The organism is Phenylobacterium aquaticum, from assembly GCF_022695515.1.
GTDB classification, from domain to species: Bacteria; Pseudomonadota; Alphaproteobacteria; order Caulobacterales; family Caulobacteraceae; genus Phenylobacterium; species Phenylobacterium aquaticum.
Map to the genome: position 1 here is coordinate 45,580 of NZ_JALDPT010000027.1, position 25,487 is coordinate 71,066.

Here is a 25,487-nt window from a genome sequence, read left to right on the forward strand (position 1 = left end):
GCCGGGCACTATCTCCGACCTCTCCTAGCCGCCTTTGGCCCGCCCTCAGGGCGAGCCCGATTGGAAAGCCCCATGGCCGACGACGCCGAAAAGCCCTCGCGCGACTATCGCGAAACCGTCTTTCTTCCCGAAACCCCGTTCCCCATGCGCGCGGGCCTGCCCCAGAAGGAGCCGGAGATCCTGGCCCGCTGGGCGGAGCTCGACCTCTACAACGCGCTGCGCGCCGACCGGCAGGCGAAGAACGCCCCGCTGTTCGTGCTGCATGACGGCCCGCCCTACGCCAATGGTGCGATCCATATCGGTCACGCCCTGCAGAAGACCCTGAAGGACTTCGTGGTCCGCTCGCGGTTCGCGCTCGGCTACGATGTCGACTATGTGCCCGGCTGGGACTGCCACGGCCTGCCGATCGAGTGGAAGATCGAGGAGGAACTGCGCAGCCAGGGCCGCCGCAAGGACGAGGTCTCCAAGGCCGAGTTCCGCGAGAAGTGCCGCGCCTACGCCGCCAAGTGGATCGACGTGCAGCGCGACGGCTTCAAGCGCCTGGGCGTGGTCGGCGACTGGGAGAACCGCTACGCGACCATGGACTACGGCTCGGAAGCCGCCATCGTCGCCGAGTTCCACAAGTTCGTGGTCTCCAACCAGCTCTATCGCGGCTCCAAGCCGGTGATGTGGAGCCCGGTGGAGCGCACCGCCCTCGCCGACGCCGAGGTCGAGTATCACGACCATGTCAGCCCCACGATCTGGGTGAAGTTCCCGGTCGTCCAGGGCTCCGACGCCACCCAGAACGCCAGCGTGGTGATCTGGACCACCACCCCTTGGACCATCCCCGCCAACCGGGCGATCAGCTATTCCGACCAGATCGCCTATGGCGTCTATGAGGTCGAGGCCATGGAGGCCGGGCTCGCGTTCGAGCCCTGGGCCAAGGCGAGCGACCGGCTGATCGTCGCCGACAAGCTGGCCGCCGACGTCGCCGCCGCGGCCAAGATCGCAGCCTGGCGCCGGATCGAGACCGTCGATTGCCAGGGCATGGTCTGCGCCCACCCGCTGGCCGGCCTGGATCCCTATTACGGCTTCGCCGTGCCGATGCTGGAAGGCGACCACGTCACCGACGACGCCGGCACCGGCTTCGTGCACACCGCACCGGGTCACGGCGCGGACGACTATCTGGTCTGGCTGGCCCACGGCCATCGCGAGATCCCGGAGACCGTCGATCCGGACGGCGCCTATTACCCTCACGTGGCCCTCTTCGCGGGCCTCAAGGTGCTGGAGACCGAGGGCAAGAAGGTCGGCAAGTTCGGCCCCGCCAACGGCGCGGTCATGGAAAAGCTGATCGAGGCCGGCGGCCTGCTGGCCCGCGGCCGGCTGGAGCACTCCTATCCGCACTCCTGGCGCTCCAAGGCGCCGGTGATCTTCCGCAATACGCCCCAGTGGTTCATCCGCATGGACAGCCCCATCGAGACGCAAGTCCATGGCGGCAAGACCCTGCGCGAGACGGCGCTGGCCGCCATCGCCGCCACGGCCTTCCACCCCGAGGCCGGGCGCAACCGCATCCGCGCCATGGTCGAGAGCCGTCCCGACTGGCTGATCAGCCGCCAACGCGCCTGGGGCGCGCCGCTGGCCATGTTCGTCGACAAGGAAACCAACCAGCCGCTGGTCGACGCGCAGGTCAATGCGCGCATCGTCGAGCTGATCGCCGCCGAGGGCGCCGACGCCTGGTTCACCCGGCCGGTCTCCGATTTCCTGGGCGAGCACGATCCCGAGCGCTTCGAGAAGGTCGAGGACATCCTCGACGTCTGGTTCGATTCCGGATCGACCCACGCCTTCACCCTGGAAGGCCGCGCCAACACCCGTTGGCCCGCCGATCTCTATCTGGAAGGCTCCGACCAGCATCGCGGCTGGTTCCAGTCCTCGCTGCTCGAAAGCTCCGGCACCCGCGGCCGCGCGCCCTATGACGCGGTCCTCACCCATGGCTTCACCATGGACGAGAACGGCGAGAAGATGAGCAAGTCCAAGGGCAACACGATCGACCCGCAGACGGTCATCAAGGACTCCGGCGCCGAGATCATCCGCCTTTGGGCGGCGATGGTCGACTATTCGGACGACCAGCGGATCGGCAAGACCATCCTGGCCACGACCTCGGACGCCTATCGCAAGCTGCGCAACACCGTCCGCTACATGCTGGGCGCCCTGGCCGGCTTCGACGAGGCCGAGCGGGTGGCCCATGCCGACCTGCCGCCGCTGGAGCGCTTCATCCTGCACCGGCTGCAGGAACTGGATGTCCAGGTTCGGGCGGCCTACGAGGCCTATCTGTTCCAGGACGTGGCCCGGCCGATCGTCGAGTTCTGCCAGACCGAGCTCTCCAGCCTGTTCTTCGACATCCGCCGCGACGCCCTCTATTGCGACCAGCCCGGTTCGCTCCGCCGCCGCGCGGCGCGAACGGTGATGGACGAGGTGTTCATGCGGCTGACCGCCTGGCTGTCGCCTCTGATCCCCTTCACCATGGAAGAGGCCTGGACGACGCGCTTCCCCGAAGGCGGCTCCAACTGCCTGCGGGTGTTCCCCGACACCCCGGCCGCCTGGGCCGATCCGGCCGAGGCCGAGCGCTGGGCCAAGATCCAGCAGGTCACCTCGGTGGTCACCGGCGCCCTGGAAGTCGAACGGCGCGAGAAGCGCATGGGCGCGGCCCTGGAAGCCGCCCCGCGGGTCTGGCTGGCCGATGCGAGCCTGGCCGCCGCCCTCGAAGGGCTGGACGCCGCGGAGGTGTTCCGCACCAGCCAGGCGACCCTGTCCCAGGGCGAGGGCCCGGCCGGGGCCTTCCGCCTGGCCGAAGTTCCCGGCGTCGCCGTCGAGCCCCTGAAGGCCGAGGGCAGGAAGTGCGCCCGCTCCTGGCGGATCCTGCCGGAGGTGGGCTCCGACCCGCGCTATCCGGACCTGTCGCTGCGCGACGCCGAGGCCGTGGCCGCCTGGGACGCCGCCCGTGTCTGAGGCCGCCAAGACGCCGGCGGAGCCGTTCGCCACGCCCCTGGGCTGGATCGCCTATGGGCTGGCGGCCGGGACCATCCTGCTCGACCAGATCGTCAAGGCCTGGATCCTGGAGGGCCTGAACCTGCCGATGCGGATCACCGTGCCGGTGGGCGGGCCGCTCAGCCTGACCATGGTCTGGAACCGCAGCATGAGTTTCGGCCTGCTGCGCGGCAATGAGGACCTGCTGCGCTGGGGGCTGACCGCCTTCTCCCTGGGCGTCGCCGGCCTGCTCGCCGTCTGGGTCCGCCGGGCGGAGCGCCCGTTCATGGGTCTGGGCCTGGGCCTGGTGATCGGCGGGGCCATCGGCAACGCCATCGACCGGCTGCGGTTCGGGGCGGTGGTGGACTTCATCGACGTCACCCGGCTGGGGTTCTTCCCGTGGGTGTTCAATGTCGCCGACAGCGCCATCACCGTGGGCGTGATCTTCCTGCTGCTCGATTCCGCCCGGCGCGAGCCGAAGCCGACGCCCCAGAACGACAGCTAGACCGCCGCGCGCCAGGCGCTGGGCGTCTGGCCCGTCGCGCGCCGGAAGAAGCGCGAGAACACCGCCGGCTCCGCGAAGCCGATCGCCATGGCGATCTCGGTCAGGGGCACGTCGGAGTGGCGCATCAGCCGCTTGGCCATTTCCAGCCGGGCGGCGTCCAGCAGATCACTGAAGGCGACGCCCTCCCGGCTCAGGCGCCGCTGGAAGCTGCGCAGGGGCACGCCCAGATCGGCGGCGATCTCGGGCGCCGCGCAGCGGCCCACCGCCAGGCCGCGCCAGACGCGGCCGCGCACCAGGCCTGAAAATCCCCGACCCGGCCGGATCGGCGCGCGCGCTGAGCTGGGCGTAGAGCACCCGGTTCAGATCCAGATTGGCCCGGGCGATCGGGGTGTCGAGCAGGCTGGCGCGGATCGCGATCCCCGTGACCTCCTGACCGAACAGCACCGGGGCCCGGAAATAGGTTTCATAGGGTCCTGTCTGGGCGGGCCGGCGACGCGCCAGATAGACCGCCTCGGGCCTCCAGTCGGGCCGGGTGAGCTGGCGCAGGAGGCCCACGGCGGCGCCGGCCAGGTGATCGAGCTGCTGGTCCAGGGCCGGCGGGTCGTCGAGCACCACCTGGCCGGTCAGCATGGCGTCCGCGCCCCGGCGCTCCACATAGGCCCGCACCCCGCCCGCGAAGCTGTAGGGCATCAGGCGGAACAGCTGGTCCAGGGCCTCCCCCACCCGCGGCGCCGACCCGACCAGGGGCGCGAGGCCGCCCAGGGTCTCGAGAGTCCGCCGCTTGGCGAGCATTAGGCCGAAATCCTCCCGCCCGGTGGCCTGGGCCGCGAGCCCCAGGGCGGTCTGGAAGGCCCGGGGTGGGATCGCCAGCTCTCTTCGGCTCAAGGCGGCGGGGTCGAGGCCTGCGGCCGCCAGCACCGGGCCTGCATCGCCGCCGAGCTCGCCGATCAGCCGGGCGAGACCTTCGAGACCGGCGATGGGCGGCTGAAACGCCATGACGGGCCCCCGTGATCGGACAACCGCAAGGCTTGCGGTTTGGCGCGTAAAGTCAAGCGGCGCGCGCGACGCTGTCCGATGATGCTCAGGCCCAAGGGCTGGATCATAAGGACTGGGAGGACCGCCATGACCCGACACCCCCGCGATGCGCGCAAGATGGGACCGCGGCGCACAGCCGCCGCCGTCATCGCCCTGGCCCTGGCCTGGGGCGCGGCCGGCAGCGGGTTCGGCCAGCCCCTGTCACAGTTCTCCATGACCACCCCGGCCCAGGACGCCCAGGCGCGCGAGGACATCGCCTACGCCTACGCCCTGGAGGCCTATGTCTTCGCCTTCCCCCTGACCATCACCGAGCGCGAGCGGGTGCGGCGGGAGCACCTGACCGGACCGGTGGCCAATGAGCCGGCCGCGCCGATCAACCAGCTCGGCCACATGACCCGGCTGGCCAGCGCCAAGGGCGACCTGCCCTACAGCCCCAACAACGACACGGTCTATACGGGCGTGGGGCTCGACCTCAGCCAGGGCCCGATCATCCTACACATGCCCGACATCAAGGACCGCTACGCCTCGGTCCAGGTGGCGGACGCCTATATCGAGAACCAGCCCTATCTCTTTTCGACCCGGATCAATGGCGGCCGGGCGATCGACATCGCCTTTGTCGGCCCGACCTGGAAGGGCAAGCTGCCCGCTGGCGTAAAGGAGCTGCGGGCCACCACCAACCTGCTCTCCATCGCCGTCCGCATCGCCGTGCATGGCGAGGCCGACCTCGCCAACGTCCGGCGCTATCAGTCGGCCATGTCGCTCACGGCGCTGGCCGACTGGCATGGCCGCCCCTCTGCGACACCGCCGAAGCCGCCGCCGCCCAAGACGCGGGCGGCCTATAGCGGCGATTTCGCCTATTTCCGCCGGATCGCGGACCTGATGACCGACAATCCGCCGCCGCCCAAGCATGCGGCCATGGTCACCATGATGCGCCGGATCGGCCTGGTCCCCGGCCAGCCCTTCAACCCGGACGCCCTGGATCCGGCCACCCGCGCCGGTGTGCTGCGGGCCGAGCGCGAGGGCCCGGTGGTCATCAACCTGATCCGCCGCACCCGCGGGACCCCGACCCCCACCGGCTGGACCGCCAACCGGGCCGGGGCCAATAACGACTTCGACTATCCGACGCGGGCCGGCAACGCCCTGGTCGGACTGATGGGCAATGACCCGGAAGAAGCGCTCTATTTCAACAACTTCTTCGACGCCAAGGGCGAGGCCCTGCACGGCGGCCGCGCCTATCGCCTGCACTTTGCGGCCGACGAGATTCCGAAGACCGCCCCGCTCGGCTTCTGGTCCCTGACCATGTACGACGCCCAGCGCTTCCAGTTCATCGACAACCCCCTGAACCGCTTCGCCATCGGCAGCCGTGACGGCCTGCAGCGCAATCCGGACGGCTCGATCGATCTCTATGTCCAGCCGACGCCGCCCGGGGACGGACATGACGCCAACTGGCTGCCGTCGCCGGCCGATCGCGATTTCAAGCTGACCTTGCGGATCTACATGCCGACCGACGCCGAGGTCGTCGCCTATCGCGGCTCGACGCTGCGGGTTCCGCCCATCGCGCCGGCCCCCTGAATCCGGCCGACCCCGCGCCCGATCCGGCCAGGCAGGAGAAACCGCGTTGGCGTATTTTGCCGTATGCGCTATCTGGTCTGTCTTTCCTGGCCGGGGGCGGCCTCACGGAGCCTTAAGTTCATGCGTCTGAACCGAGTGATCGTTATGACCGCCCTGATCGGGGCTGTGGGTCTGGCGGGGTGTCAATCGACCCGCAAGGCCCTGGGCATGACCAAGGTCACCCCCGACGAATTCCGCGTCGTCGCCAAGGCCCCCCTGGTGGTTCCCCCCGACTACGCCCTGCGCCCGCCGGCGCCCGGCGAGCCGCGTCCGCAGGAACTGCAGCCGGAGAACGCCGCCCGCGCCGCCCTGCTGGGCGCCCGCGAGGGTGAGATGCGCTCGGACGGCGAGAAGCTGCTGGTCACCAAGGCCGGCGCCGACAAGGCCGATCCGCTGATCCGCTTCGTGGTCGACGACGAGAACGGCGACATCGCCCACAAGGACAAGAGCTGGGCCGACAAGGTCATGTTCTGGAAGGCCGGCCAGGCCAAGACCACCGCCCCCACCGTGGCCGAAGGCGACGTCCCGGCTCCGGTCGATGCGGCCTCGGAAGAAGCCCGGATCAAGACCGTGCTCGGCGACAAGCCGGTGATCATCGCCCGCACCAAGCCGACCAAGTTCAAGCTGCCCGGTCTCTGAGGCGCGCGTGCAGGCCTATCGCTACCTGACCGGCCCGGACGACAAGAGCTTTTGCCACCGCGTCACCGCGGCCCTGAACAAGGGCTGGTCGCTGCACGGCGACCCGACCCTGACCTTCGATCCCGTCCAGGGCCGGGTGATCTGCGGCCAGGCCATCGTCAAGACCGTGGACGGGGTCGACTACGACCCCGACATGGCGCTCTCCGAGCTCTGAGCCCTACTCCTCGCCCGGCGTCTTCACCGTGAAGCCCTGGGCGCGGAGGCGATCCAGAACCCCGCCCTGGGCCAGCAGCGGCCGCAGCTGCACGACCGCCACCGCATGGCCCGGCTGCTTCAGGGCCGCAGCGATGGCGGCGGCCTGATCGGCCTTCAGCCGGGCGTCGAGATCCCCCGCCCCCGGCGCCGAGTTCAGGCACTTCTCATAGCCGCGCTCGCCCCCCAGAGCCGCGCGCACCTCCCCGTCCGCCCAGGCCTGCGCGGCGCGGCGCGAGCTGGCCTCTCCGGCCTCGACCTCCTCCAGGGCGTCCTCCAGGCAGGCCCGCTGGGCCGCGGGCGAGGTGCGCAGGGCCGCGCCCATGATCGGACCCAAGGGATAGACCTTGGTCTCGGTCTTCAGCTTCCGGGCCTTGGCCTTGCGGGCGATGGTCTTGGCCGGATCGGCGGAGGTGATGTGGGCGGCCTCGCGATAGTCCGAGACCAGCAATATGCCCGCCGCCAGGCCGTTCCTGAGCGCATAGCGCTTGGCCGGCTGGCCCACCCGCGTGCGGGCGGCGACGAACCGGGCCTTGAGCGCCGGATCCAGGGTGGCCTCGATCGGGGTTCCGGACTTCATGCGGGCCAGATCGAACAGCACGCCCGGCGCGCCCAGCACGCCCACGCCGACATTGTTGAACGGCAGGATCACCTTGTTCGCGCCCATCAGCCGGCGCTCCAGCACAGCGTCGTCCCAGGGGAAGCTCTTGGGCATGCTCGACGGTACGCCCAGCACATAGACGGTCGAGACGCCATTGGTGACCCGCCACCAGGCCGGGCCGCGATCGCGGGCGGTGACCACCAGCTCCTCGACCAGCACGGCGTCCGGGTCATTGGGGTCCGGCGCCGGCGGGGCCTGGGCCACAGCGGGCAGGGTCACGAGGAAGGCGGCCGCGAGGCCGCAGAGGTGCTTTGCAAGCTTCATGTCACACCGTCCGGGCGCCCCCCCGGAATCGTCCTATATTGAGAGGCTGGAGCCCGCCTGACCATGCCGATCCGCCGCCTGCCGCCCGAAACCGTGAATCGCATCGCCGCCGGCGAAGTGGTCGAACGTCCTGCGAGCGCGGTCAAGGAATTGGTGGAGAACGCCCTGGACGCCGGGGCGACCTCGGTGGAGGTCCAGGCCGACGGCGGCGGCCTGACCCGCATCCTGGTCGCTGATGACGGCCAGGGCCTTTCGGCCGAGGAACTGCCGCTGGCCATCGAGCGCCACGCCACCTCCAAGCTGGGCCCCGACGCCCATGGCGACTACGACCTGTTGCAGATCGCCACCCTGGGCTTCCGGGGCGAGGCCCTGCCCTCCATCGGCTCGGTGGCGCGGCTGGCGATCAGCGCCCGCGCCAAGGGGCAGGCCGACGCTTACGCCATCCTGGTCGAGGGCGGCGCGGTGGGTCAGGTCACACCGTCCGGCTTTCCCGGTCCGCACGGCGCCCGGGTCGAGGTGCGCGACCTGTTCTACGCCACCCCCGCCCGGCTGAAGTTCATGAAGTCGGAGCGCACCGAATCGCTGGCCATCGCCGAGGAGCTGAAGCGCCAGGCCATGGCCCATGAGGCGGTCAGCTTCACTCTCGACATCGACGGGCGCCGCACCCTGCGCCTGCCGGCCGAGCGCAAGGGCCCCGAGGGCCGCCTCGCCCGCCTGGCCGCGATCATGGGCCGGGAGTTCCAGGATAACGCGCTTGCGATCGACTATGAGCGCGAGGGGGTGAAGCTGTCGGGCTTCGCCGGCCTGCCGACCTTCAACCGCGGCAACTCCGCCCACCAGTACCTGTTCGTGAACGGCCGGCCGGTGCGCGACCGGCTGCTGCAGGGCGCCTGCGCGGGGCCTATGCCGACTTCCTGGCCCGCGACCGTCACCCGCTGGTGGCGCTCTATCTGGAGCTGGATCCGTCCCAGGTCGACGTCAATGTCCATCCCGCCAAGGCCGAGGTCCGGTTCCGCGATCCCAGCCTGGTGCGCGGCTTGATTGTCGGCGGCCTGCGCCATGCGCTGGCCGGCGCCGGCCACCGGGCGGCGACCACCGTGGCGACGGACGCCCTCAACGGCTTCCGGCCCGAGACCCGCACAGGCGGCTACACGCCCGGTTATGTTCCGCCGCCGTCGGCCCAGGGGTTCTCCGCCTGGAAGATGGGCGGCTGGGCGCCCAGCGGCGACGGTATGGGCCGCGCGCTCGCCGAGGTCCTGCCGGGCCTCACGGCCGTCTCGGCGCGGTCGGACTATCCGGAGACCCAAGGCTATGCGCCCGGCATGGCCGAAGGCCCGACGGCCCAGGTCACCTTCGACCCGGTCGACTTCCCGCTCGGCGCGGCGCGGGCCCAGGTGCACGAGACCTATATCGTCGCCCAGACCCGCGACGGGGTGGTGATTGTCGACCAGCACGCCGCCCATGAGCGGCTGGTCTATGAGCGCATGAAGGTCGAGATGGCCGAAGGCGGCGTGGCCCGCCAGGCTCTGCTCCTGCCCGAGGTGGTCGAGCTCGATCCGGCCGAGGCCGAGCGGGTGGCCGCCAAGGCCGACGAGCTGGCGGCCCTGGGCCTGATGGTCGAGCCCTTCGGCCCCGGCGCCGTCCTGGTGCGCGAGACCCCCGCCCTGCTGGGTGAGACCGATGTCGCCGGCCTGATCCGCGACATCGCCGACGACCTGGCCGAGAACGGCCAGGCCCTGGCGCTGAAGGAGCGGCTGGAGGAGGTCTGCTCGACCATGGCCTGCCACGGTTCGGTCCGGGCCGGCCGCCGCCTGACCGCCCCAGAGATGAACGCCCTCCTGCGCCAGATGGAGGCCACCCCCCATTCCGGCCAGTGCAATCACGGCCGCCCGACCTATGTCGAACTGAAGCTCGCCGACATCGAGCGGCTGTTCGGGCGGCGGTAGCGCCCTATTCCAGTTCGGCCTCCGCGAAATGCTTCATCGCGGCGCCCAGATATTCGGTAAGCCCCTCTGCCTTGGCCTCGTAGCGGGCCCGGAAGTCCGGGTTCTGGTCGTAGAGATCGGCGAGGTTGGCGAAGGCCACCCGGTTCGGCGGCCTGGCCCAGGAGCGGGCGACCCAGGCGTGCAGGCGTCGCATCAGGGCCTGAACATGCTCGGATTCAACCGGTGCGCCGTCGCCCAGGGACGTCGCCATGTTGGACTCGATGTCGGCGAACTCCGCCTGAAAGCGGTCGAAGTCGGCCTGTTTCCAGTCCTTCTGCGCCGTCTTCACAGCGTCGATCGACCATTGGACCCCGGGGCCATAGCGCTCGATCACCCAGGCTTCGTATTCGGCCTGCTTCTTGGGGTCGAACCCCTTGTACATGGCCTTCTCGTTCATCTTCCCGTCTCCTTCGAGGGCGGCGAGGGTGGTGTCCAGGGTCTTCACCAGCTCGCGATAGCGCCTAGCCTCGGCGGCCAGTCGCACGCGATGCGTCTTCAGCGCGGCCACGCGATCAAAGTCCGGCGCATCCAGCACCTGGCGGATCTCATCCAGGGGGAGCCCAAGCTCCCGATGGAACAGGATCTGCTGCAGGCGCAGAAGCTCATCGGCCCCATAATAGCGGTAGCCGTTCTCGCCGACGGTCATGGGCTTCAAGAGCCCGATCTCGTCATAGTGGCGCAGGGCGCGGATCGAGAGGCCCGAAAGCCTCGCCACCTCGCCCACCGTGTAGATCCCCATCGCGCCTCGCCTGTTGCTGACGGCGGCATGACTGAGGCCTCTCGCAGCGAGAGGGTCAAGCGGGCCTCTTGCGCCAGGACACCGACGTCATAGGATGGGTGATCCGTTCAGATCTCGCGGGGAGTTTATGTCCGAGATTGCGACCGAGGCCCGGGCCTAACCGCCGACCGGCGTCCTCGTAGCCCATTGGCGTTTCAGGCCCTTGTCGTCCGCGCCCCTCTGGAGCGGGCGCGCTGTCTCATGCCTGAATCCGGACGATCCCTTGAACATTTCCAAGCCGCTGCAGCGGACCCTCCACGCCCTGGCCCAGGCGGCGTCATCGTGCTTGAGCGTGATGAGCGCGGAACTCCCATAGACGCCGAGTGCCTGACCCGGGACGGCTGGCGCCTCGCCGATTGCAACCTCGCCGTCTTCAAGGACCTCAAGAAGAAGCGGCTGATCGCCAGCCAGAACGGCCAGCCCTATCGCATCACCCGCGAGGGGCTGGTCAATCTGCGGGCCCAGCTCGACAACCGCACGACGTCACGCGGCTGGTGAGCTGAACCTCAGGAAATGGACGCGCGCGGCGCCGTAGTCGCGCGCGTCCAGCTTCTGATAGCCGGGGGCGTCGAAGTCCGGCTCGTCCGAGCCGCGTTCGAACACCACGATGGCGTCCGGCGCCAGCCAGCCGCCTTCGGCCAGGCGGGCGAGCGCCGTCTCGCCCAGGCCCTTGGCGTAGGGCGGATCCAGGAAGGCGATGGAAAAGGCCGGGCCGTCGGCGCCGGGGCGCTGGCCGAGGTCGGTGGCGTCGCGGCGATGCACCCGCGTGCGGCCGAACAGCCCGAGCGCATCGACATTCTCGCGGATCGCGCCCCGCGCCGCCTCGTCGGTCTCGACGAACAGGCAGAAGGCCGCGCCCCGCGACAGGGCCTCGAAGCCCAGGGCGCCAGAGCCTGCGAACAGATCGATGACCCGCGCCTCGCGCAGCTCCGGCCCCCAGGCGGCGTGCTCGAGGATGTTGAAGATCGCCTGGCGGGCGCGGTCGGAGGTGGGCCGGGTCGCCGCGCCGGCCGGCGCGATCAGGGCCTTGCCGCGGAATTCGCCGGAGACGATGCGCATGGGGGATCCTTCAGAGGTCGAGGCGCGGGACCTTGCCCCGACCCGCCGCGCGATCCAAGCTTTCCGCAGCCACAAAGAGCTGCGGAGGAGACGTCATGGGCCTGGTCACGACCGAGCAGAGGGGCGCCGTGCGCCTGGTCACCTATGCCAACCCGCCCTTCGGAACCATGACCGCCCAGGGGTCGGTGGAAATGCTGGCGGCCCTGCGCGAGGCCGCCGACGACCCCGCGGTCCGCGCCGTGGTCATCACCGGCGGCGTGCCGGGGATCTTCGTGCGCCACTATGACGTGGGCGAGCTGTCGGTGATGTCGGACGGCCTGGCCGGCGCGCCTGCGGCCCCGGCGGGCGGCGGGGGCGGCGGCAAGCCCGGCGGGACCTTCGGCGAGCTGGTCGATCTGATCGCCGCCGCGCCCAAGCCGGTGATCGCTGCGATCAATGGCCTCTGCATGGGCGGGGGCTTCGAGATCACCCTGGCCTGCGACATCCGTATCGCCGGGGCGGACGTGGCCGCCATCGGCCTGCCCGAGACCCGCGTCGGCATCTTCCCGGGAGGCGGCGGCACCCAGCGCCTGCCCCGGGTCATCGGCGAGGCCCGCGCGCTGGAGATGATCCTGCGCGGCCGCACCGTCACCGGTCCGGAGGCCGGCGAGATCGGCATGGTGCACGAGGTGGTCGCCGATCCCCTGGCGCGCGCCCTGGAGATCGCCGCCGAGTTCGAGGCCAAGGGCGCCGACGGGGTCGCCTACGCCAAGCGGCTCACCCGCGCCGCTTTGGACCGCCCCCTGGCCGAGGGCCTGAGGGACGAGCGTCTGAGCTTTGTCGAGGTGATGAAGACCCCTTCGGCCCGCGAGGGCCTGAAGGCCGGGCGTCCGCCCGCGGCGATCCAGACCCTTTAGGCAGGGCGGCGAAGTCGGGCCCCGGGCGCGGCTTGCCGGACTTCGGCCGATCGGACCTGGGATGGTCGGATTTGCCGGCGTCGGGCTTGGGCCGATCGGCGCGTTCGAACGCCGGGCGCTCAGCGCGGGGCTTGTCCGCGCGTGGGCCGTCTGGACGGGGGCCGGGTTTGGCCGGACGATCGCGGGTTCCGCGGGCGTTGAGGCCGTCGGCGCCTTGGGCGGCAGGCCTGGGCTTTCCGGCATAGGCGCCGCCCGGACGCGGGGCGCCGGGTCGGCCCGAGGCGGGACGCCCCGAGGGAGCGCGGGGCGTATCGCTGCGCGGGGCGGCGTCGTCGCGCGGCGCGGACTTCACAGGCCGGTCACGGGTTCCCCCGGGCGTTGAGGCCGGTTTCCGCGCGCGACCGCTCTGCCGCGGCGGCGGCGGGCCGAGGGCGATCGCCGCGCGGCTTGCCGGGGCCGATCACGGCCGGGCCGGGCTTGGACGGGCCCTTGCCCGGCGGTTTGCCGGCATGGCCGACCTTCTTCTTGGGCTTGGCCCAGCCGGACTTGTACTCCGGCTTGTCCTTACTGCGGGCCGTGGGCGACGGCTCCTGGGCCGCGGCCACGAGGCCGGGATCGGGTTCGCCCGGCGCCCGGCGGGCCGCGCCCGGACGGCGCTTGGGCATATATTGCGGCCGGTCGCCCTTGGGCAGGTTTTCGGGCTCGATATGGGCGGCGAGCTGCTCGCGGATCACGCGGGGGCCGACCTCCTCGACCTCGCCCTCGCGCAGGGTTCCCAGCGCGAAGGGGCCATAGGACAGGCGGATCAGCCGGTTCACCTGCAGCCCCAGATATTCCAACACCCGGCGGATTTCGCGGTTCTTGCCCTCGGCCAGGGTGACGGTGATCCAGAGGTTGGCGCCCGAAGGGCCGTCCTTGGCCTTGTCGAGCTTGGCGTCGATCGCGCCATAGCGGACGCCCTCGACGGTCACTCCGTCCTTCAGGATGTCGAGCCGGTCCTGGGTGATCCGCCCGTGCGCCCGGACGCGATAGCGGCGGGAGATCTCCGCGCTCGGCATCTCCAGGGCGCGGGCCAGCTCGCCGTCATTGGTGAGCAGCAGCAGGCCCTCGGAATTGAGGTCGAGGCGGCCGACCGAGATCAGGCGCGGCAGTTCCGGCGGCAGGTGCTCGAACACGGTCGGGCGGCCCATGGGGTCCTTGTGGGTGGTCACCAGGCCGACGGGCTTGTGATAGCGGAACAGGCGGGCGGGCTCGGGCTCGTTCACCACCTCGCCGTCGACGGTGAGGATGTCGCCGGGCGCGACCTTGACGGCCGGGGTGGTCAGGGTGCGGCCGTTGATCGCCACCCGTCCGGCCTCGATCAGGCGCTCGACATCGCGACGCGAGGCGACGCCGGCGCGGGCCAGCGCCTTGGCGACTCTTTCACCTTCGCCTTGACCTTCGGGGCTCTCGTGGGTTCGTTGGGGGTCGTGGATCATGATCATCGCACCATGCGCATCGCCCTGCAGGCGGCGCAAGACGCCGCCGCACGGGGCGAGACGCCCGTGGGCGCCGTCGTGGTCGATCCGGCGACCGATGAGGTGATCGCCGTCGGCTCGAACGGCCCGATCGGCAGCCATGATCCCACCGCCCACGCCGAGATCGTCGCCCTGCGCGAAGCCGCCCGAAAGCTCGGCAATTACCGGCTCACGGGGCTTACCCTGGTGGTCACGCTTGAGCCCTGCGCCATGTGCGCCGGGGCGATCAGCCACGCCCGTATCGGCCGCCTGGTGTTCGGCGCCGACGACCCCAAGGGCGGCGCCGTGGCCCACGGCCCGAAGTTCTTCGCCCAGCCCACCTGCCACTGGCGGCCCGAAGTCACCGGGGGCGTGCTGGCCGAGGAGAGCGCGGAGATGCTGAGGGGCTTCTTCCGAGCGCGCCGGGGAAAATCCCCCTCCGCGCGTCCCCGCGAAGGCGGGGATCCAAGCGGACTGGCAGAACCGGACGAGGCCGCGGGGACATCCCCAACTCAGCTTGGGTCCCCGCCTTCGCGGGGATGAGCGGTGTTGGGGTTAGACCAGCCCCGCCTTGTAGAGCGCCAGCAACTCACCCCAGGCCCGCTCGGCGGAGGCCTGATTGTAGACGGCGGAGCCCGGCACGCACCAGCCGTGCAGGGCGCCGTCATAGACCTCGATCTTGGCCGGCACGCCCGTGGCGGCGAAGGCGGCCTTGAGCTTGTCCTTGGCGTCGGGCTGGCGCTGGTCGTCGTTCATGGCGACGCCGAAATAGAACCTGGCCTTGATCTTGGGGACCAGCAGGTGGGGGCTGTCGGGCCCGTCGGTCACCAGGCCGCCGCCATGGAACGAACCGCCGGCGCCGATCCGGGCCGGCAGGGCCGCGGCCGTCTGCATCGTCATCGGTCCGCCCATGCAATAGCCCTGGACCCCGACCTTGACCTTCTTGTTGGTGACCTTCTGGGCGTCGAGGAAGCCCACGAAGGCCGTAGCGTCGCGCGCGACGGCGTCGGGGGTGAGCGGGGCGCGGATCACCGCCAGCTTGGCGCGGTCGTCGGGGTTGGCGAAATCGAAGGGGCCGGTGAACACCGGGGCCGGGCGCGAGCGATAGAAGGGGTTGGGGACCAGGACCACATAGCCCTCGGCCGCCAGCCGCTTGCCCATGGCGCGGAACTCCGGCCGCAGGCCCAGAGCGTCGGGCCAGATCAGCACGGCGGGCCAGGCGCCCTTGCCGGCCGGGTGGAACAGGGCCGCGTCGCAGGACCCGTCTGCGGTCTTGATGGTGACGTCGGTCTCCACGACCTCCGCCGCCTGGGCGCTGGTGGCCAGCACCGCGGCGCCCGTGGCCCCGACCGTAAGCGCCGTGAAATCCCGCCGCGACAGGGCGTCCGAATGATCGTCTGGCATGGTGTCCTCCCGCGCCCCGCCATAGGGGCCGAGCGACTATCACCCAGGGCAGGCGCGCCGTCACCCCGCCGAGGGGCGGCATTGCCCTCGGCGGATGTGAAAGTCCTGGACCTCCGACCCGGCTTGTCCGGGGTCAGGCCAGCTTGGCGTCCGCGGCGGCCAGCACCGCCTTGGCGTCGGTCTTGAAGCCCTGGGCCTCCAGCGCCTCGCACAAGGCGCTCAGGCACAGGCGCACGTGCCAGGGGGTGGCCGAGGCGCCCATCAGGCCGATGCGCCAGACCTTGCCCTTGAGCGGCCCCAGGCCCGCGCCCAGCTCCAGGTCCCATTTGGCGAGCACGTAGCTACGCACCGCGGCCTCATCGACGCCGTCGGGCACGATCACCGCGTTCAGCTGCGGCAGGCGATGGGGCTCATCGACCAGGAACTTCAGGCCGGCGGCCTCGATCCCGGCCGCCAGCGATTCGTGGGTGCGGGCGTGGCGGACCAGAACGGCCTGTTGGCCCTCCTCGAACAGAGCGACCAGGCTCTCGTGCAGGCCATAGAGCGCATTGATCGGGGCGGTGTGGTGATAGGTCCGTCCCCCCTCGCCGCCCCAGTAGGACATCAGCAGGTTGAAGTCCAAGAGCCAGTTGCGGACCTTGGTCTTGCGGCCGGTGATCGCCGCCTGGGCCCGCTTCGACAGCGCGATGGGCGACAGGCCGGGGGGCGCCGAGAGGCACTTCTGGGTGCCGGAATAGACGACGTCGGCGTCCCAGGCCGCCACATCCACGACGATCCCGCCCAGGGAGGTGACGCAGTCGACCACCGACAGGGCGCCGTACTTGCGGGCCAGGGCGCACAGGGCGGCGGCGTCCGAGCGGGCGCCGGTCGAGGTCTCGGCGTGGACGAAGGCCAGGACCTTCACCGGTCCGCCCTTCATCGCCTCTTCGACCTTGACCGGATCGACCGGCTGGCCCCATTCGAACTCGACCTTGGTGACCTCGGCGCCGGCCCGGTCGGCCATGTCGGCCATGCGGCCGCCGAACGCGCCATTGATGGCGATCACCGCCCGGTCGCCGGGCTCCAGCAGGTTCATGATCGCCGCTTCCATGCCGGCCGTGCCGGGGGCCGGTAGCGGCACGCAGGCGTGGTCGGGGGCGTTGAACAGCCGCGACATCGCCGCCTTGATCTCTTCCATCAGCTTCTGGAACTCGGGATCCAGGTGGCCGATGGTCGGGCGGGCCAGGGCCGCCAGCACGCGGGGGCTGACGTCGGAGGGGCCCGGTCCCATCAGGATCCGGCGCGGCGGCTGGAAGGACTGCATGTGTTTCATCCCCGGTCGTGTCTTTTCGGCGGGGACGCTTAGGCCGGGATCGCCCCGGAGGCAATCTTGGCGTCAGGCCAGGATCTTGTCGGCGATCCTCTGGCGGTGGGCGTCGTCCACGCCCAGCACGTCGCGCAGATAGTTGTCCATCGTGCCGCAGCGGGCCTCGATCTCGCTGAGCGCAGTGTCGAGATAGTCCTCGTGCACGCTGACCGCGACCCGCAAAGCCTCGTCGCTGACGGTCTTGCCGGTGAGGTTCTTGATGTAGTCGCGCAGGAAGTTCACCCGATGCAGGATCCGGCCCTCGTGGTTGGTGGCCAGATAGTCGGAGATCAGGTCGTCGCGATGCACCCCGGCGATGTGGTGGGTGAAGGCGCAGATCATGCCCGTGCGGTCCTTGCCCGCGGCGCAGTGCACCACCACCGCCCCGTCGGTCTCGGCCAGGGCCTGGAAATAGCGGCTGAACAGGTCGACATGCCGGGCTTCGAACGGGCCCTTGCGATAGAAGCCGATGCTGTCCTCGTAGAACCAGTTGGCGTCGATATCGGGGACGCTGGCCATCTGGGTCGCCCAGTCGCCGTGGACGTCCTCTATGTCGTTCTCGATCACCCGGCCCGAGAACCCCTCCCAGCGCCGGGACGGTTCCCGCTGGCGCTCCAGCGGCCGCCGCAGGTCCACGATCACCTCGACGCCCAGGTCGCGCATGGTGGCGAGGTCCGCCTCCGTGGCGTTGGCGTGGTTGGCGGAGCGGTAGAGCACGCCGCGCTTCAGGCCGCGGCCGCAGGCGGTGTCATAGCCGCCGAAGTCACGGAAGTTCTCGACGCCTTCGAGGGGGATGTGCCGGGTCATGGCGATGGTCTAGCGCCGGAGGGGCCGCGCGCGCAATCTCAGGGCGCGGGCGGCGTCATCTCCGCCAGCAGCTGATCCGGGTCCAGGCCGAGGGTCTCGATGCGCTTGCGCCAGCGCTCCAGCGCCCCGTCATAATAGTCGAAGATGCAGGGGCAGCAGCCGCGATGGCAGCACTCGGCGTCGTCGGGGCGCGTGGGCGGTCTGGGGACGACGGGCGGGTTCATCACGGCGGGTGTAGCGTCCGCGCGCCGATCCAGGCAATCCTCAGGCGCATGACCGAACATCACTTCACCGCCTCTGACGGCGTCCGCATCGCCTATGCCGTCGAGGGCGCCGGCCGACCGGTCATCCTGCTGCACGGCTTCCTGTCAAGCGGCGCCCGCAACTGGGCGGCGCCCCGGCTGGTCCAGGCCCTGGTCGAGACCGGCCGCCAGGTCATCGTCCCGGACGCCCGCGGCCACGGCCGGTCGGAGGCGCCGACCGACCCCGCCCTGTGGCCGGCCGACGTCATGGCCCGCGATGTGATCGAGCTCGTCGCCCATCTCGGCCTCACCGACTACGACCTCGCGGGCTATTCCATGGGCGGCCGCACGGCGATCCGCGCCATTGTCGGCGGCCTCAGGCCCCGGCGCCTGGTGATCGGCGGCATGGGCGAGACCGCGATCATGGAGGCCGGCCCCCGCGCCGACGCCTTCGAGGACGCGATCCGCAACGGCGCGCTGGCGCAGGACGCCGCCATGGGCGCGGCCCTGCACAAGCTGATGGCCGACCAGGGCCTGAAGCCCGAGGCCATGCTGGGGGTGCTGGCCTCATTCCACCCCACCACCGAGGCCGAGATCCGGGCGATCGGGATCCCCGCCCTGGTGCTGATGGGCCGTGGCGACCACGACAACGGGTCCGGCGAGACCCTGGCCGCCTGGCTGGGCGGGCGATTCGTCGCGGTGCGGGGCGACCACGGGACGGCGGTGGCGGCGCCGGAGTTCCGGGAGACGCTCGTGGACTTCCTGGCCTAGCGGAACGGCGGCTCGTCGAAGCTGCGCAGCTTGCGCGAATGCAGCCGGGGTCCCTCCTGGCGCAGCAGGTCCATGGTGGCGATGCCGATCTGCAGATGCTGGCCGATGGCGCGCTCATAGAAGGCGTTGGCCTGGCCGGGCAGCTTCAGTTCCCCGTGCAGAGGCTTGTCGGAGACGCACAGCAGGGTCCCGTAGGGCACCCGGAACCGGTAGCCCTGGGCGGCGATGGTGGCGCTTTCCATGTCGATTGCGACGGCGCGGGACTGATTGAACCGCAACGCGCTGGAGGAATAGCGGAGCTCCCAGTTGCGGTCGTCGGTGGTGACCACCGTGCCGGTGCGCAGCCGGCGCTTGAGCGGTTCGCCGGTCTCGCCGGTGACCAGCTCGGCGGCGCGGTTCATGGCCACCTGCACCTCGGCGATGGCCGGGATCGGGATCTCCGGCGGCAGCACGGAGTCCAGCACGTGGTCGTCGCGCAGATAGGCGTGGGCCAGCACATAGTCGCCGATGGTCTGGGAGCCGCGCAGACCGCCACAGTGGCCGATCATCAGCCAGGCCTGGGGCCGGATCACCGCCAGGTGGTCGCAGATGGTCTTGGCGTTGGAGGGGCCGACCCCGATGTTGACCAGGGTGATGCCGGCCCGGCCCTCGGCCATCAGGTGATAGGCGGGCATCTGGTGACGCCGCCAGGCGCCGTCGGCCACGGCCTGTTCCGGATTGGGGGTGTCGGCCGTGACCATCACCCGGCCGGCGGCGGACAGCGCGGTATAGCGCCCGCCCTCCTTCAGCTGCTGGCAGCCCCAGCGGACGAACTCGTCCACATAGCGGTGGTAGTTGGTGAACAGGATGAACTGCTGCACGTGCTCGGCCGGGGCGCCGGTGTAGTGGGTCAGGCGGGCCAGGGAGAAGTCGGTGCGCAGGCCGTCGAACAGGGCGAGCGGCCGGGCCTGGTCGGTCCCGAAGTTCCAGAAGCCGTCGGCGATCTCGTCGCCGATATGGGCGAGTTCGGTGGCCGGGAAGTGCCGGGCGATGTCGGCGGCGCCCACATCGGCCATGGCGAGGTCGACCGCCCCGTCCAGCACATAGGGGAAGGGCATTTCCTGGGTCGAGCGGCCGACCTCGATCGTCACCTCGAAGTCGGTGAGCAACAGGCTGATCTGCTCGATCAGATAGTCGCGGAACAGGTCGGGCCGGGTCACGGTCACGGCGTACTGGCCGGGCGCCGAGAGCCGCGCATAGGCCCGCGACAGCCGCGGATAGCCGTGGCCGCTCGGCCAATGGAGGCGGAGTTCGGGATAGACGAAGGCCCCGGCGGCCCGGACTTCCGGCTTCGGCGGCGGTCCGCCGGACAGGAAAATCTTGAGCGCCTTGCGCAGGGCCTCGACCGAGGTCGCGTATTCTTCTTCCAGCCGCGCGACGATGCGGGCCGCTTCATTCTCTGCAGTCATGGCGCGTTATAGCGCCGCTCGACGAAGGATTCGAGGCAGGTTCGGCGCCGGGATGGACGCAGAGCCGGTTCCCGGCGACAAAGGCCGGCTGAAAGACACGCCCGGGGGCTCCATGAACAGGCTTTTCACCACCTTCGTCATCCTGGCCATGGTGCTGGGGGTCGCGGCCGGATGGGCTGTGCACACCTATCTGCCGGCGGCCGACGCCAAGACGGTGGCGGACAATCTCTCGATCATCACCACGGTGTTCCTGCGGGCCATCAAGATGATCATCGCGCCCCTGGTGTTCTCCACCCTGGTGGCCGGCATCGCCCACATGGAAGACGCCGCGGCCGTGGGCCGGGTGGGGGTGAAGACCATGTTCTGGTTCATCACCGCCTCGATCATCTCGCTGACCATCGGCCTGGTCATGGTCCAGTGGATCCAGCCCGGCGTGGGCGTGGCCGCCGATCCGGCCGCCGCCGCGGCGGCTTCGATCACCGGCACGGAACTGACGCTGAAGGACTTCCTGACCACCCACCTGATCCCCGACTCGATCATCAAAGCCATGGCCAATAACGAGATCCTGCCGATCGTGGTGTTCTCGATCTTCGTCGGCACGGCGGTGGCGGCCATCGACGACCGGGCCCCGGCGGTCATGGCCCTGGTCGAACAGGTCTCGGCCATCATGCTGAAGGTCACCGGCTATGTGATGAGCGCCTCGCCCATCGCCATCTTCGCGGCCCTGGCCTCGATCATCGCGACCAAGGGCCTGGATATCCTGGGCGCCTACGCCAAGTTCGTCGGTGGATTCTACCTGTCGCTGGGCCTGCTCTGGGCCCTGCTGTTCCTGGCGCTGGTCGTCTTCGTGGGCCCCCGCGCGCTCAGGCTGATCGCCGGCATCCGCCAGCCGATCCTGCTCGCCTTCTCTACCGCCTCGTCGGAAGCCGCCTATCCCGGCACCCTGGAGGCGCTGCAGAAGTTCGGGGTGTCCCGCAAGGTGGCGAGCTTCGTCCTGCCGCTCGGCTACTCGTTCAATCTGGACGGGTCGATGATGTACTGCACCTTTGCGACCCTGTTCATCGCCCAGATCTATGGGGTGCACCTGACGCTGAGCCAGCAGATCACCATGCTGGGCCTGCTGATGGTCACCTCCAAGGGCATGGCCGGCGTGCCCAAGGCCTCGATCGTGGTGATCGCCGCGACCTTGGCCTATTTCAAGCTGCCCGAGGCCGGCATCGGCCTGATCCTGGCGGTGGACCAGCTGCTCGACATGGGCCGTTCGGCGACCAATGTAGTCGGCAATTCCGTGGCCAGCGCCGTGGTCGCCCGCTGGGAAGGGGAGATCGAGGCGCCGGCCAAGGCCTAGATCGGGCGCCTTGAAGCCGCCGGGTCGGGGTCCCCATATCTGGTCGGACCCCTTACCCGCTTCAGGACCCATGCGTAACCAGATCAAGACCTTCGCCCTGCTCGCCGCCCTCACCGCCCTGTTCGTGGGCGCGGGTTATCTGATCGGGGGGCCGACCGGCATGGCCGTGGCGCTCGCCATCGGCGTGGCGATGAACGCGGTCGGCTACTGGAACGCCGACAAGATCGTGCTCTCCATGTATCAGGCCGAGCCGGTGGACGGGACGCACCCCGACCCGCTGGTCCGCAACTTCGTCGCCGACGTCCACGAGATGGCGGCCGGCGCGGGCCTGCCGGCGCCGCGGGTGTTCATCATTCCCTCGGAGCAGCCCAACGCCTTCGCCACGGGCCGCGACCCGGCCCACGCCGCCGTGGCCGCCAATCTGGGCCTGCTGCGCATGCTGGATCGCCGCGAGATCCGCGGCGTCATGGCCCACGAGCTGGCCCATGTGCGCAACCGCGACACCCTGACCATGACCGTCACCGCGACCATCGCGGGCGCGGTCTCGGCCCTCGCCAACTTCGCCTTCTTCTTCCGGGGCGGGGATCGTGACCGGGCGAGCGGGCTGGAGGCCATCGCCGTCGCCATCCTCGCGCCCATCGCCGCGGCCCTGGTGCAGATGGCGATCAGCCGGGGTCGGGAATATGAGGCCGACCGTGGCGGCGCGGAGATCTCCGGCGACCCGCAGGCCCTGGCCTCGGCGCTGCAGAAGATCGAGGCCTATGCCCGCGGCATCCCCAACATCGCCGCCGAGCACAATCCGGCCACCAGCCACATGTTCATCATCAACCCGCTGTCGGGCGAAGGCGCCGACAACCTGTTCTCGACCCACCCGGCCACCCGCAACCGCGTGGCGGCCCTGATGGAGATGGCGGGCCGGACGCCGGCCCGCGCGCGCCCCGCGGCCGGTACGGCGGTTCCGGCCAGTGGCCATAGGCCAGGGCCGTGGGGCTAACCCTCGCCTCCGCTCGTCCCCGCGGAGGCGGGGATCCAAGCTGAGGCCGCAACCCTCCTCAGACACCCGGAACACCGCCCACCCCGCTTGGGTCCCCGCCTGCGCGGGGATGAGCGGGCCTTGGGCCTATTCCGCCGGCAGGACGTTCTCGCTCCGCTTGGCGAGCATCTTGTCGAACTCCGACCAGACGCCGACGTCGCCATGCCATTGGCCCTTGGTGGCGGCCTTGGAATATTCCGTCGAGCGGGCCTCGAAGAAGTTGGCGTGCTCGACGCCCGACAGCATGGACTGCAGCCAGGGCAGCGGGTTTTCCTTCAGCCCGCCATAGACTTCCGGCAGGTTCAGCTGGCGCAGGCGCCAGTCGGCGATGAAGCGGATGTAGCGCTTGATGTCGTCCGGGGTCATGCCCTGGATCTCGCCAGCCGAGAAGGCCAGGTCGATGAACTTGTCCTCCAGACCCACCACCGTCTTGCAGCAGTCGACGATGTCGTCGGCCACCGACTTGGTGACGCAGCCGGTCTCGGCGTTGAAGGCGTGGTAGAGCTTGATGATGCCTTCGCAGTGCAGGCTCTCGTCGCGCACCGACCAGGACACGATCTGGCCCATGCCCTTCATCTTGTTGTGGCGCGGGAAGTTCATCAGCATGGCGAAGCTGGCGAACAGCTGCAGGCCCTCGGTGAAGCCGCCGAACATGGCGAGCGTGCGGGCGATGTCGGCGTTCGAATCGACGCCGAACTTCTGCATGTAGTCGTGCTTGTCGCGCATCTCCTGGTAATCCAGGAACGCCGTGAACTCGCTATCGGGCATGCCGATCGTCTCGAGCAGCAGGGCGTAGGCGGCGATGTGGATCGTCTCCATGTTGGAGAACGAGGCCAGCATCATCTTCACCTCGGTCGGTTTGAAGACCCGGCCGTAGCGCTCCATGTAGTTGTCGTTCACCTCGACGTCGGACTGGGTGAAGAAGCGGAAGATCTGGGTCAGCAGATTGCGCTCGCGGTCATTGAGCTTGGTCGCCCAATCCTTGCAGTCCTCGCCCAGCGGCACCTCTTCCGGCATCCAGTGGACCTGCTGCTGCTTCTTCCAGAAGTCATAGGCCCACGGATAGCGGAAGGGCTTGTAGGCGTAGGAGGGGGTGAGCAGGCCAGGCAGGGAGAGTGCGGACACGGTCGGAATTTCCCAGGGAGCGGAATCGACGGACGTAGGATTAACTACGACACAATAGCCATCGAACACCGACAACATCTAGCGGCGAGTTAACGCACCGCCCCAACATGTTGTGAATGGAGCTGGGGACAAGTCGCATGCCCAACCTCACCCTGTTCGGCGCGCCGGGCTCCGGCGCCGTGGCCGTGGAGGCCGCCCTGACCCTGATCGGCGAGCCCCATGACCTGATCGACGCCATCACCTGGGACCCCGACGACCCGCAGAGCGGCGACCAGGTGCTGGAGGCCAATCCCATGCGCCAGGTGCCGGCCCTGGTCCTGCCGTCCGGCGAGGTCCTGACCGAGAGCGCGGCGATCCTGATCTGGCTGGCCGAGGCCTATCCAGGCGCGAGACTCGCCCCGCCCCCCGGCGCCCCCGGGCGCGGTCAGTTCCTGCGCTGGATGAGCTTCGTCTCGGCCTCGATCTATTCGCTCTACTGGGTGAAGGACGAGCCCTCGCGCCTGGCGCCGGATCGCGCGGCCCAGAAGATCCTGGTCGACCGGACCCATGCGCGGATCGCCGACTGCTGGCGAATCATGGGGGCGCAGATCCGGCCCGGCCGTTACCTGCTGGGCGAGGATCTGTCGGTGCTGGATCTCTATGTGGCGACGGTCTCGCGCTTCCAGCCGCGGCGGGAGCGATTCTACGCCGTGGCCCCGTCCATGGCCGCAGCCATTCGGCGGGTCGACGCCGATCCCCGGCTGGCGGATCTCTGGGCGGCGCGGATGCCGTCCGACACCGGCTGATCTAGCGGCGGGGCTTGATCGACAGGGAGAAGGCGACGACCGAGTCGTCCTTGGCCTCCTGGCCCATCAGCATGTGCTCGCCCTTCACGGCGCGATGCAGGTAGCCGAACGAGGTCTGCATGGCGCCCTTGCGCCAGCCCACCCCTAGCTGGGCGTCGCTGATCAGGGTCGAGGCGCTGTCCTGGGCCCAGGCGCGGTCCCAGCCGCCCTGCTCCCGCAGCATGGACAGGCCCACCGCCCGGCCGCTGGCCGCGGCGTAGATGTACCAGCGGCCCTCATCCCCCAGCGCCGCGCCGTCCTGCACGCCCATCTGGCCGAGCTGGGCCTTGAGGCTTTCCTCGCGGGACTTCTGGCCCAGGGTCAGGGTGGCGCCGGCTTCCGCCGAGCCGCCCAGGCTGGTCATGCCCAGGCCGGCGTGGGGGGTGAGGTCGAGATCATAGCGTCCGCTGGACAGCCGCACGGCGCCCGGCCAGTCGCGGGTCAGGGCCACTTCATAGGACTGGGGTTCAAGCTCGGCCCGGTTCAGGGGGGCCAGGAGCAGGGGGCGTCCGTCAGGACCGCGCAGGGCGCCGCCCACCGACACCCTCAGGCCGTTGACCGCGGAGCCGTCGCGGGCGCCGCCCAGCGTCACCTCGCTGGAGGTCCAGGCCGTAGGGCCTACGCCGCGGCGGGCGGTGTCGTGATCCAGGAGGGCGCCGATCGGATCGCCGTCCTTGGCCGAAGCGTCGAAATTCGAAGACTCCGAGAAGGCGGCGTTCATCAGGAGCGCCGCGCCGCCATCGGCCATAGCAGGCCGGGCGAGCGCGCTGGCCGCCGAAGCCCCGCCCGCACATCCCAAAACACCGAAGACGATGGCCAGCCCAGCCAACGACCTCATGGGGGTCTCTCCTCCGCCGCAGCGACATGCGCGCGGCTCCAATGACACGATTACATGTCGTTCCAACGACGCAAGGGGATTCCCGGTTCCCGCGACCAAGGGTCGCCAAACGCAGTTC

General features: G+C 70.0%; 22 protein-coding genes and 4 pseudogenes. 13 read left to right on the plus strand and 13 right to left on the minus strand.

Translation table 11 applies throughout. The features are described 5' to 3' along the window. The first annotated feature begins 72 nt into the window (after positions 1-72). Together ileS and lspA are read left to right on the plus strand one after the other, a co-directional pair. The gene (ileS, locus tag MQH10_RS18355) at positions 73-2,985 is read left to right on the plus strand and encodes an isoleucine--tRNA ligase (protein ID WP_242565456.1); all 2,913 of its coding nucleotides are present in this window, start codon (positions 73-75) and stop codon (positions 2,983-2,985) included. Continuing rightward, positions 2,978-3,508, plus strand: a complete 531-nt coding sequence (gene lspA / locus MQH10_RS18360) for a signal peptidase II (protein WP_242565457.1) — start codon at positions 2,978-2,980, stop codon at positions 3,506-3,508. The genes ileS and lspA overlap by 8 nt, the downstream gene beginning before the upstream one ends. On the opposite strand, the gene MQH10_RS18365 is transcribed toward lspA, so the two are convergent. Together MQH10_RS18365 and MQH10_RS18370 are read right to left on the minus strand one after the other, a co-directional pair. After that, entirely contained in the window at positions 3,505-3,729 is a 225-nt protein-coding gene (locus MQH10_RS18365; protein WP_242565458.1) for a helix-turn-helix transcriptional regulator, read from the minus strand. The two genes, lspA and MQH10_RS18365, sit on opposite strands and share 4 nt — an antisense overlap. Then, the gene (locus tag MQH10_RS18370) at positions 3,674-4,504 is read right to left on the minus strand and encodes an AraC family transcriptional regulator (protein WP_242565459.1); all 831 of its coding nucleotides are present in this window, start codon (positions 4,502-4,504) and stop codon (positions 3,674-3,676) included. The genes MQH10_RS18365 and MQH10_RS18370 overlap by 56 nt, the downstream gene beginning before the upstream one ends. A gap of 126 nt (positions 4,505-4,630) precedes the next feature. Between MQH10_RS18370 and MQH10_RS18375 the strand changes: the two genes are divergently transcribed. The 3 genes from MQH10_RS18375 (at position 4,631) to MQH10_RS18385 (ending at position 7,007) form a co-directional block, all read left to right on the plus strand. Continuing rightward, positions 4,631-6,115 (plus strand): DUF1254 domain-containing protein, encoded by a 1,485-nt coding sequence (locus MQH10_RS18375; protein WP_242565460.1) that lies wholly within the window; start codon positions 4,631-4,633, stop codon positions 6,113-6,115. Between the two features lie 120 nt (positions 6,116-6,235). After that, the gene (locus MQH10_RS18380; protein ID WP_242565461.1) at positions 6,236-6,793 is read left to right on the plus strand and encodes a DUF3035 domain-containing protein; all 558 of its coding nucleotides are present in this window, start codon (positions 6,236-6,238) and stop codon (positions 6,791-6,793) included. A 7-nt stretch (positions 6,794-6,800) separates the two neighbouring features. After that, positions 6,801-7,007: a DUF1737 domain-containing protein gene (locus MQH10_RS18385; protein WP_242565462.1), complete on the plus strand. Its 207-nt coding sequence runs from the start codon at positions 6,801-6,803 to the stop codon at positions 7,005-7,007. Between the two features lie 3 nt (positions 7,008-7,010). Here the strand turns inward: MQH10_RS18385 and MQH10_RS18390 are convergent, their stop codons facing one another. Next, on the minus strand, positions 7,011-7,970 hold the full coding sequence (locus tag MQH10_RS18390; protein WP_242565463.1) for a TraB/GumN family protein: 960 nt from the start codon (positions 7,968-7,970) through the stop codon (positions 7,011-7,013). A gap of 63 nt (positions 7,971-8,033) precedes the next feature. Between MQH10_RS18390 and mutL the strand changes: the two are divergent. Next, positions 8,034-9,916: pseudogene (gene mutL, locus MQH10_RS18395) on the plus strand (DNA mismatch repair endonuclease MutL). 4 nt (positions 9,917-9,920) lie between these two features. Here mutL and MQH10_RS18400 read toward each other — a convergent pair. After that, complete coding sequence (locus MQH10_RS18400) at positions 9,921-10,694, minus strand: MerR family transcriptional regulator (protein WP_242565464.1); 774 nt, start codon at positions 10,692-10,694, stop codon at positions 9,921-9,923. Between the two features lie 262 nt (positions 10,695-10,956). Between MQH10_RS18400 and MQH10_RS18405 the strand changes: the two are divergent. Then, positions 10,957-11,231, plus strand: a pseudogene (locus MQH10_RS18405) (YjhX family toxin). Here MQH10_RS18405 and rsmD read toward each other — a convergent pair. Then, positions 11,217-11,792, minus strand: a complete 576-nt coding sequence (gene rsmD / locus MQH10_RS18410) for a 16S rRNA (guanine(966)-N(2))-methyltransferase RsmD (RefSeq protein ID WP_242565465.1) — start codon at positions 11,790-11,792, stop codon at positions 11,217-11,219. The pseudogene MQH10_RS18405 and the gene rsmD sit on opposite strands and share 15 nt — an antisense overlap. A 95-nt stretch (positions 11,793-11,887) precedes the next feature. On the opposite strand from rsmD, the gene MQH10_RS18415 reads away from it, so the two are divergent. Beyond that, positions 11,888-12,688: an enoyl-CoA hydratase/isomerase family protein gene (locus MQH10_RS18415; RefSeq protein WP_242565466.1), complete on the plus strand. Its 801-nt coding sequence runs from the start codon at positions 11,888-11,890 to the stop codon at positions 12,686-12,688. Positions 12,689-13,355: 667 nt separating this feature from the next. Here the strand turns inward: MQH10_RS18415 and MQH10_RS18420 are convergent. Beyond that, positions 13,356-14,121 (minus strand): annotated as a pseudogene (locus tag MQH10_RS18420) (pseudouridine synthase); the annotation flags it as partial. A gap of 57 nt (positions 14,122-14,178) precedes the next feature. Here MQH10_RS18420 and tadA point away from each other — a divergent pair. After that, a pseudogene (tadA, locus tag MQH10_RS18425) lies at positions 14,179-14,610 on the plus strand (tRNA adenosine(34) deaminase TadA); the annotation flags it as partial. A 129-nt stretch (positions 14,611-14,739) separates the two neighbouring features. On the opposite strand, the gene MQH10_RS18430 reads toward tadA, so the two are convergent. From MQH10_RS18430 to MQH10_RS18445, 4 genes are all read right to left on the minus strand, one after another. After that, positions 14,740-15,588, minus strand: a complete 849-nt coding sequence (locus tag MQH10_RS18430; RefSeq protein ID WP_242565468.1) for a dienelactone hydrolase family protein — start codon at positions 15,586-15,588, stop codon at positions 14,740-14,742. 133 nt (positions 15,589-15,721) lie between these two features. Beyond that, positions 15,722-16,891 carry a pyridoxal-phosphate-dependent aminotransferase family protein gene (locus MQH10_RS18435; protein ID WP_242565469.1) on the minus strand — a complete coding sequence of 390 codons (1,170 nt, stop codon included), beginning with the start codon at positions 16,889-16,891 and terminating at the stop codon, positions 15,722-15,724. Between the two features lie 72 nt (positions 16,892-16,963). Beyond that, positions 16,964-17,740 (minus strand): tyrosine-protein phosphatase, encoded by a 777-nt coding sequence (locus MQH10_RS18440; protein WP_242565470.1) that lies wholly within the window; start codon positions 17,738-17,740, stop codon positions 16,964-16,966. Positions 17,741-17,778: 38 nt separating this feature from the next. Then, on the minus strand, positions 17,779-17,964 hold the full coding sequence (locus tag MQH10_RS18445; protein WP_242565471.1) for an oxidoreductase-like domain-containing protein: 186 nt from the start codon (positions 17,962-17,964) through the stop codon (positions 17,779-17,781). Between the two features lie 48 nt (positions 17,965-18,012). Here MQH10_RS18445 and MQH10_RS18450 point away from each other — a divergent pair, with 48 nt between their 5' ends. Continuing rightward, positions 18,013-18,753 carry an alpha/beta fold hydrolase gene (locus MQH10_RS18450; protein ID WP_242565472.1) on the plus strand — a complete coding sequence of 247 codons (741 nt, stop codon included), beginning with the start codon at positions 18,013-18,015 and terminating at the stop codon, positions 18,751-18,753. Here the strand turns inward: MQH10_RS18450 and MQH10_RS18455 are convergent. Beyond that, positions 18,750-20,201 carry an AMP nucleosidase gene (locus MQH10_RS18455; protein ID WP_242565473.1) on the minus strand — a complete coding sequence of 484 codons (1,452 nt, stop codon included), beginning with the start codon at positions 20,199-20,201 and terminating at the stop codon, positions 18,750-18,752. The two genes, MQH10_RS18450 and MQH10_RS18455, sit on opposite strands and share 4 nt — an antisense overlap. Positions 20,202-20,313: 112 nt before the next feature. On the opposite strand from MQH10_RS18455, the gene MQH10_RS18460 reads away from it, so the two are divergent. Both MQH10_RS18460 and htpX read left to right on the plus strand, forming a co-directional pair. Then, the gene (locus MQH10_RS18460) at positions 20,314-21,549 is read left to right on the plus strand and encodes a dicarboxylate/amino acid:cation symporter (protein ID WP_242565474.1); all 1,236 of its coding nucleotides are present in this window, start codon (positions 20,314-20,316) and stop codon (positions 21,547-21,549) included. Between the two features lie 70 nt (positions 21,550-21,619). Continuing rightward, positions 21,620-22,543: a zinc metalloprotease HtpX gene (gene htpX / locus MQH10_RS18465; protein WP_242565475.1), complete on the plus strand. Its 924-nt coding sequence runs from the start codon at positions 21,620-21,622 to the stop codon at positions 22,541-22,543. A 126-nt stretch (positions 22,544-22,669) separates the two neighbouring features. On the opposite strand, the gene MQH10_RS18470 is transcribed toward htpX, so the two are convergent. Then, positions 22,670-23,707: a ribonucleotide-diphosphate reductase subunit beta gene (locus tag MQH10_RS18470; RefSeq protein ID WP_419720790.1), complete on the minus strand. Its 1,038-nt coding sequence runs from the start codon at positions 23,705-23,707 to the stop codon at positions 22,670-22,672. A 137-nt stretch (positions 23,708-23,844) separates the two neighbouring features. On the opposite strand from MQH10_RS18470, the gene MQH10_RS18475 reads away from it, so the two are divergent. After that, positions 23,845-24,492, plus strand: a complete 648-nt coding sequence (locus MQH10_RS18475; protein ID WP_242565476.1) for a glutathione S-transferase family protein — start codon at positions 23,845-23,847, stop codon at positions 24,490-24,492. A 1-nt stretch (position 24,493) separates the two neighbouring features. Here MQH10_RS18475 and MQH10_RS18480 read toward each other — a convergent pair whose 3' ends face one another. Continuing rightward, complete coding sequence (locus MQH10_RS18480; RefSeq protein ID WP_242565477.1) at positions 24,494-25,369, minus strand: lipid A-modifier LpxR family protein; 876 nt, start codon at positions 25,367-25,369, stop codon at positions 24,494-24,496. Positions 25,370-25,487: the final 118 nt, after the last annotated feature.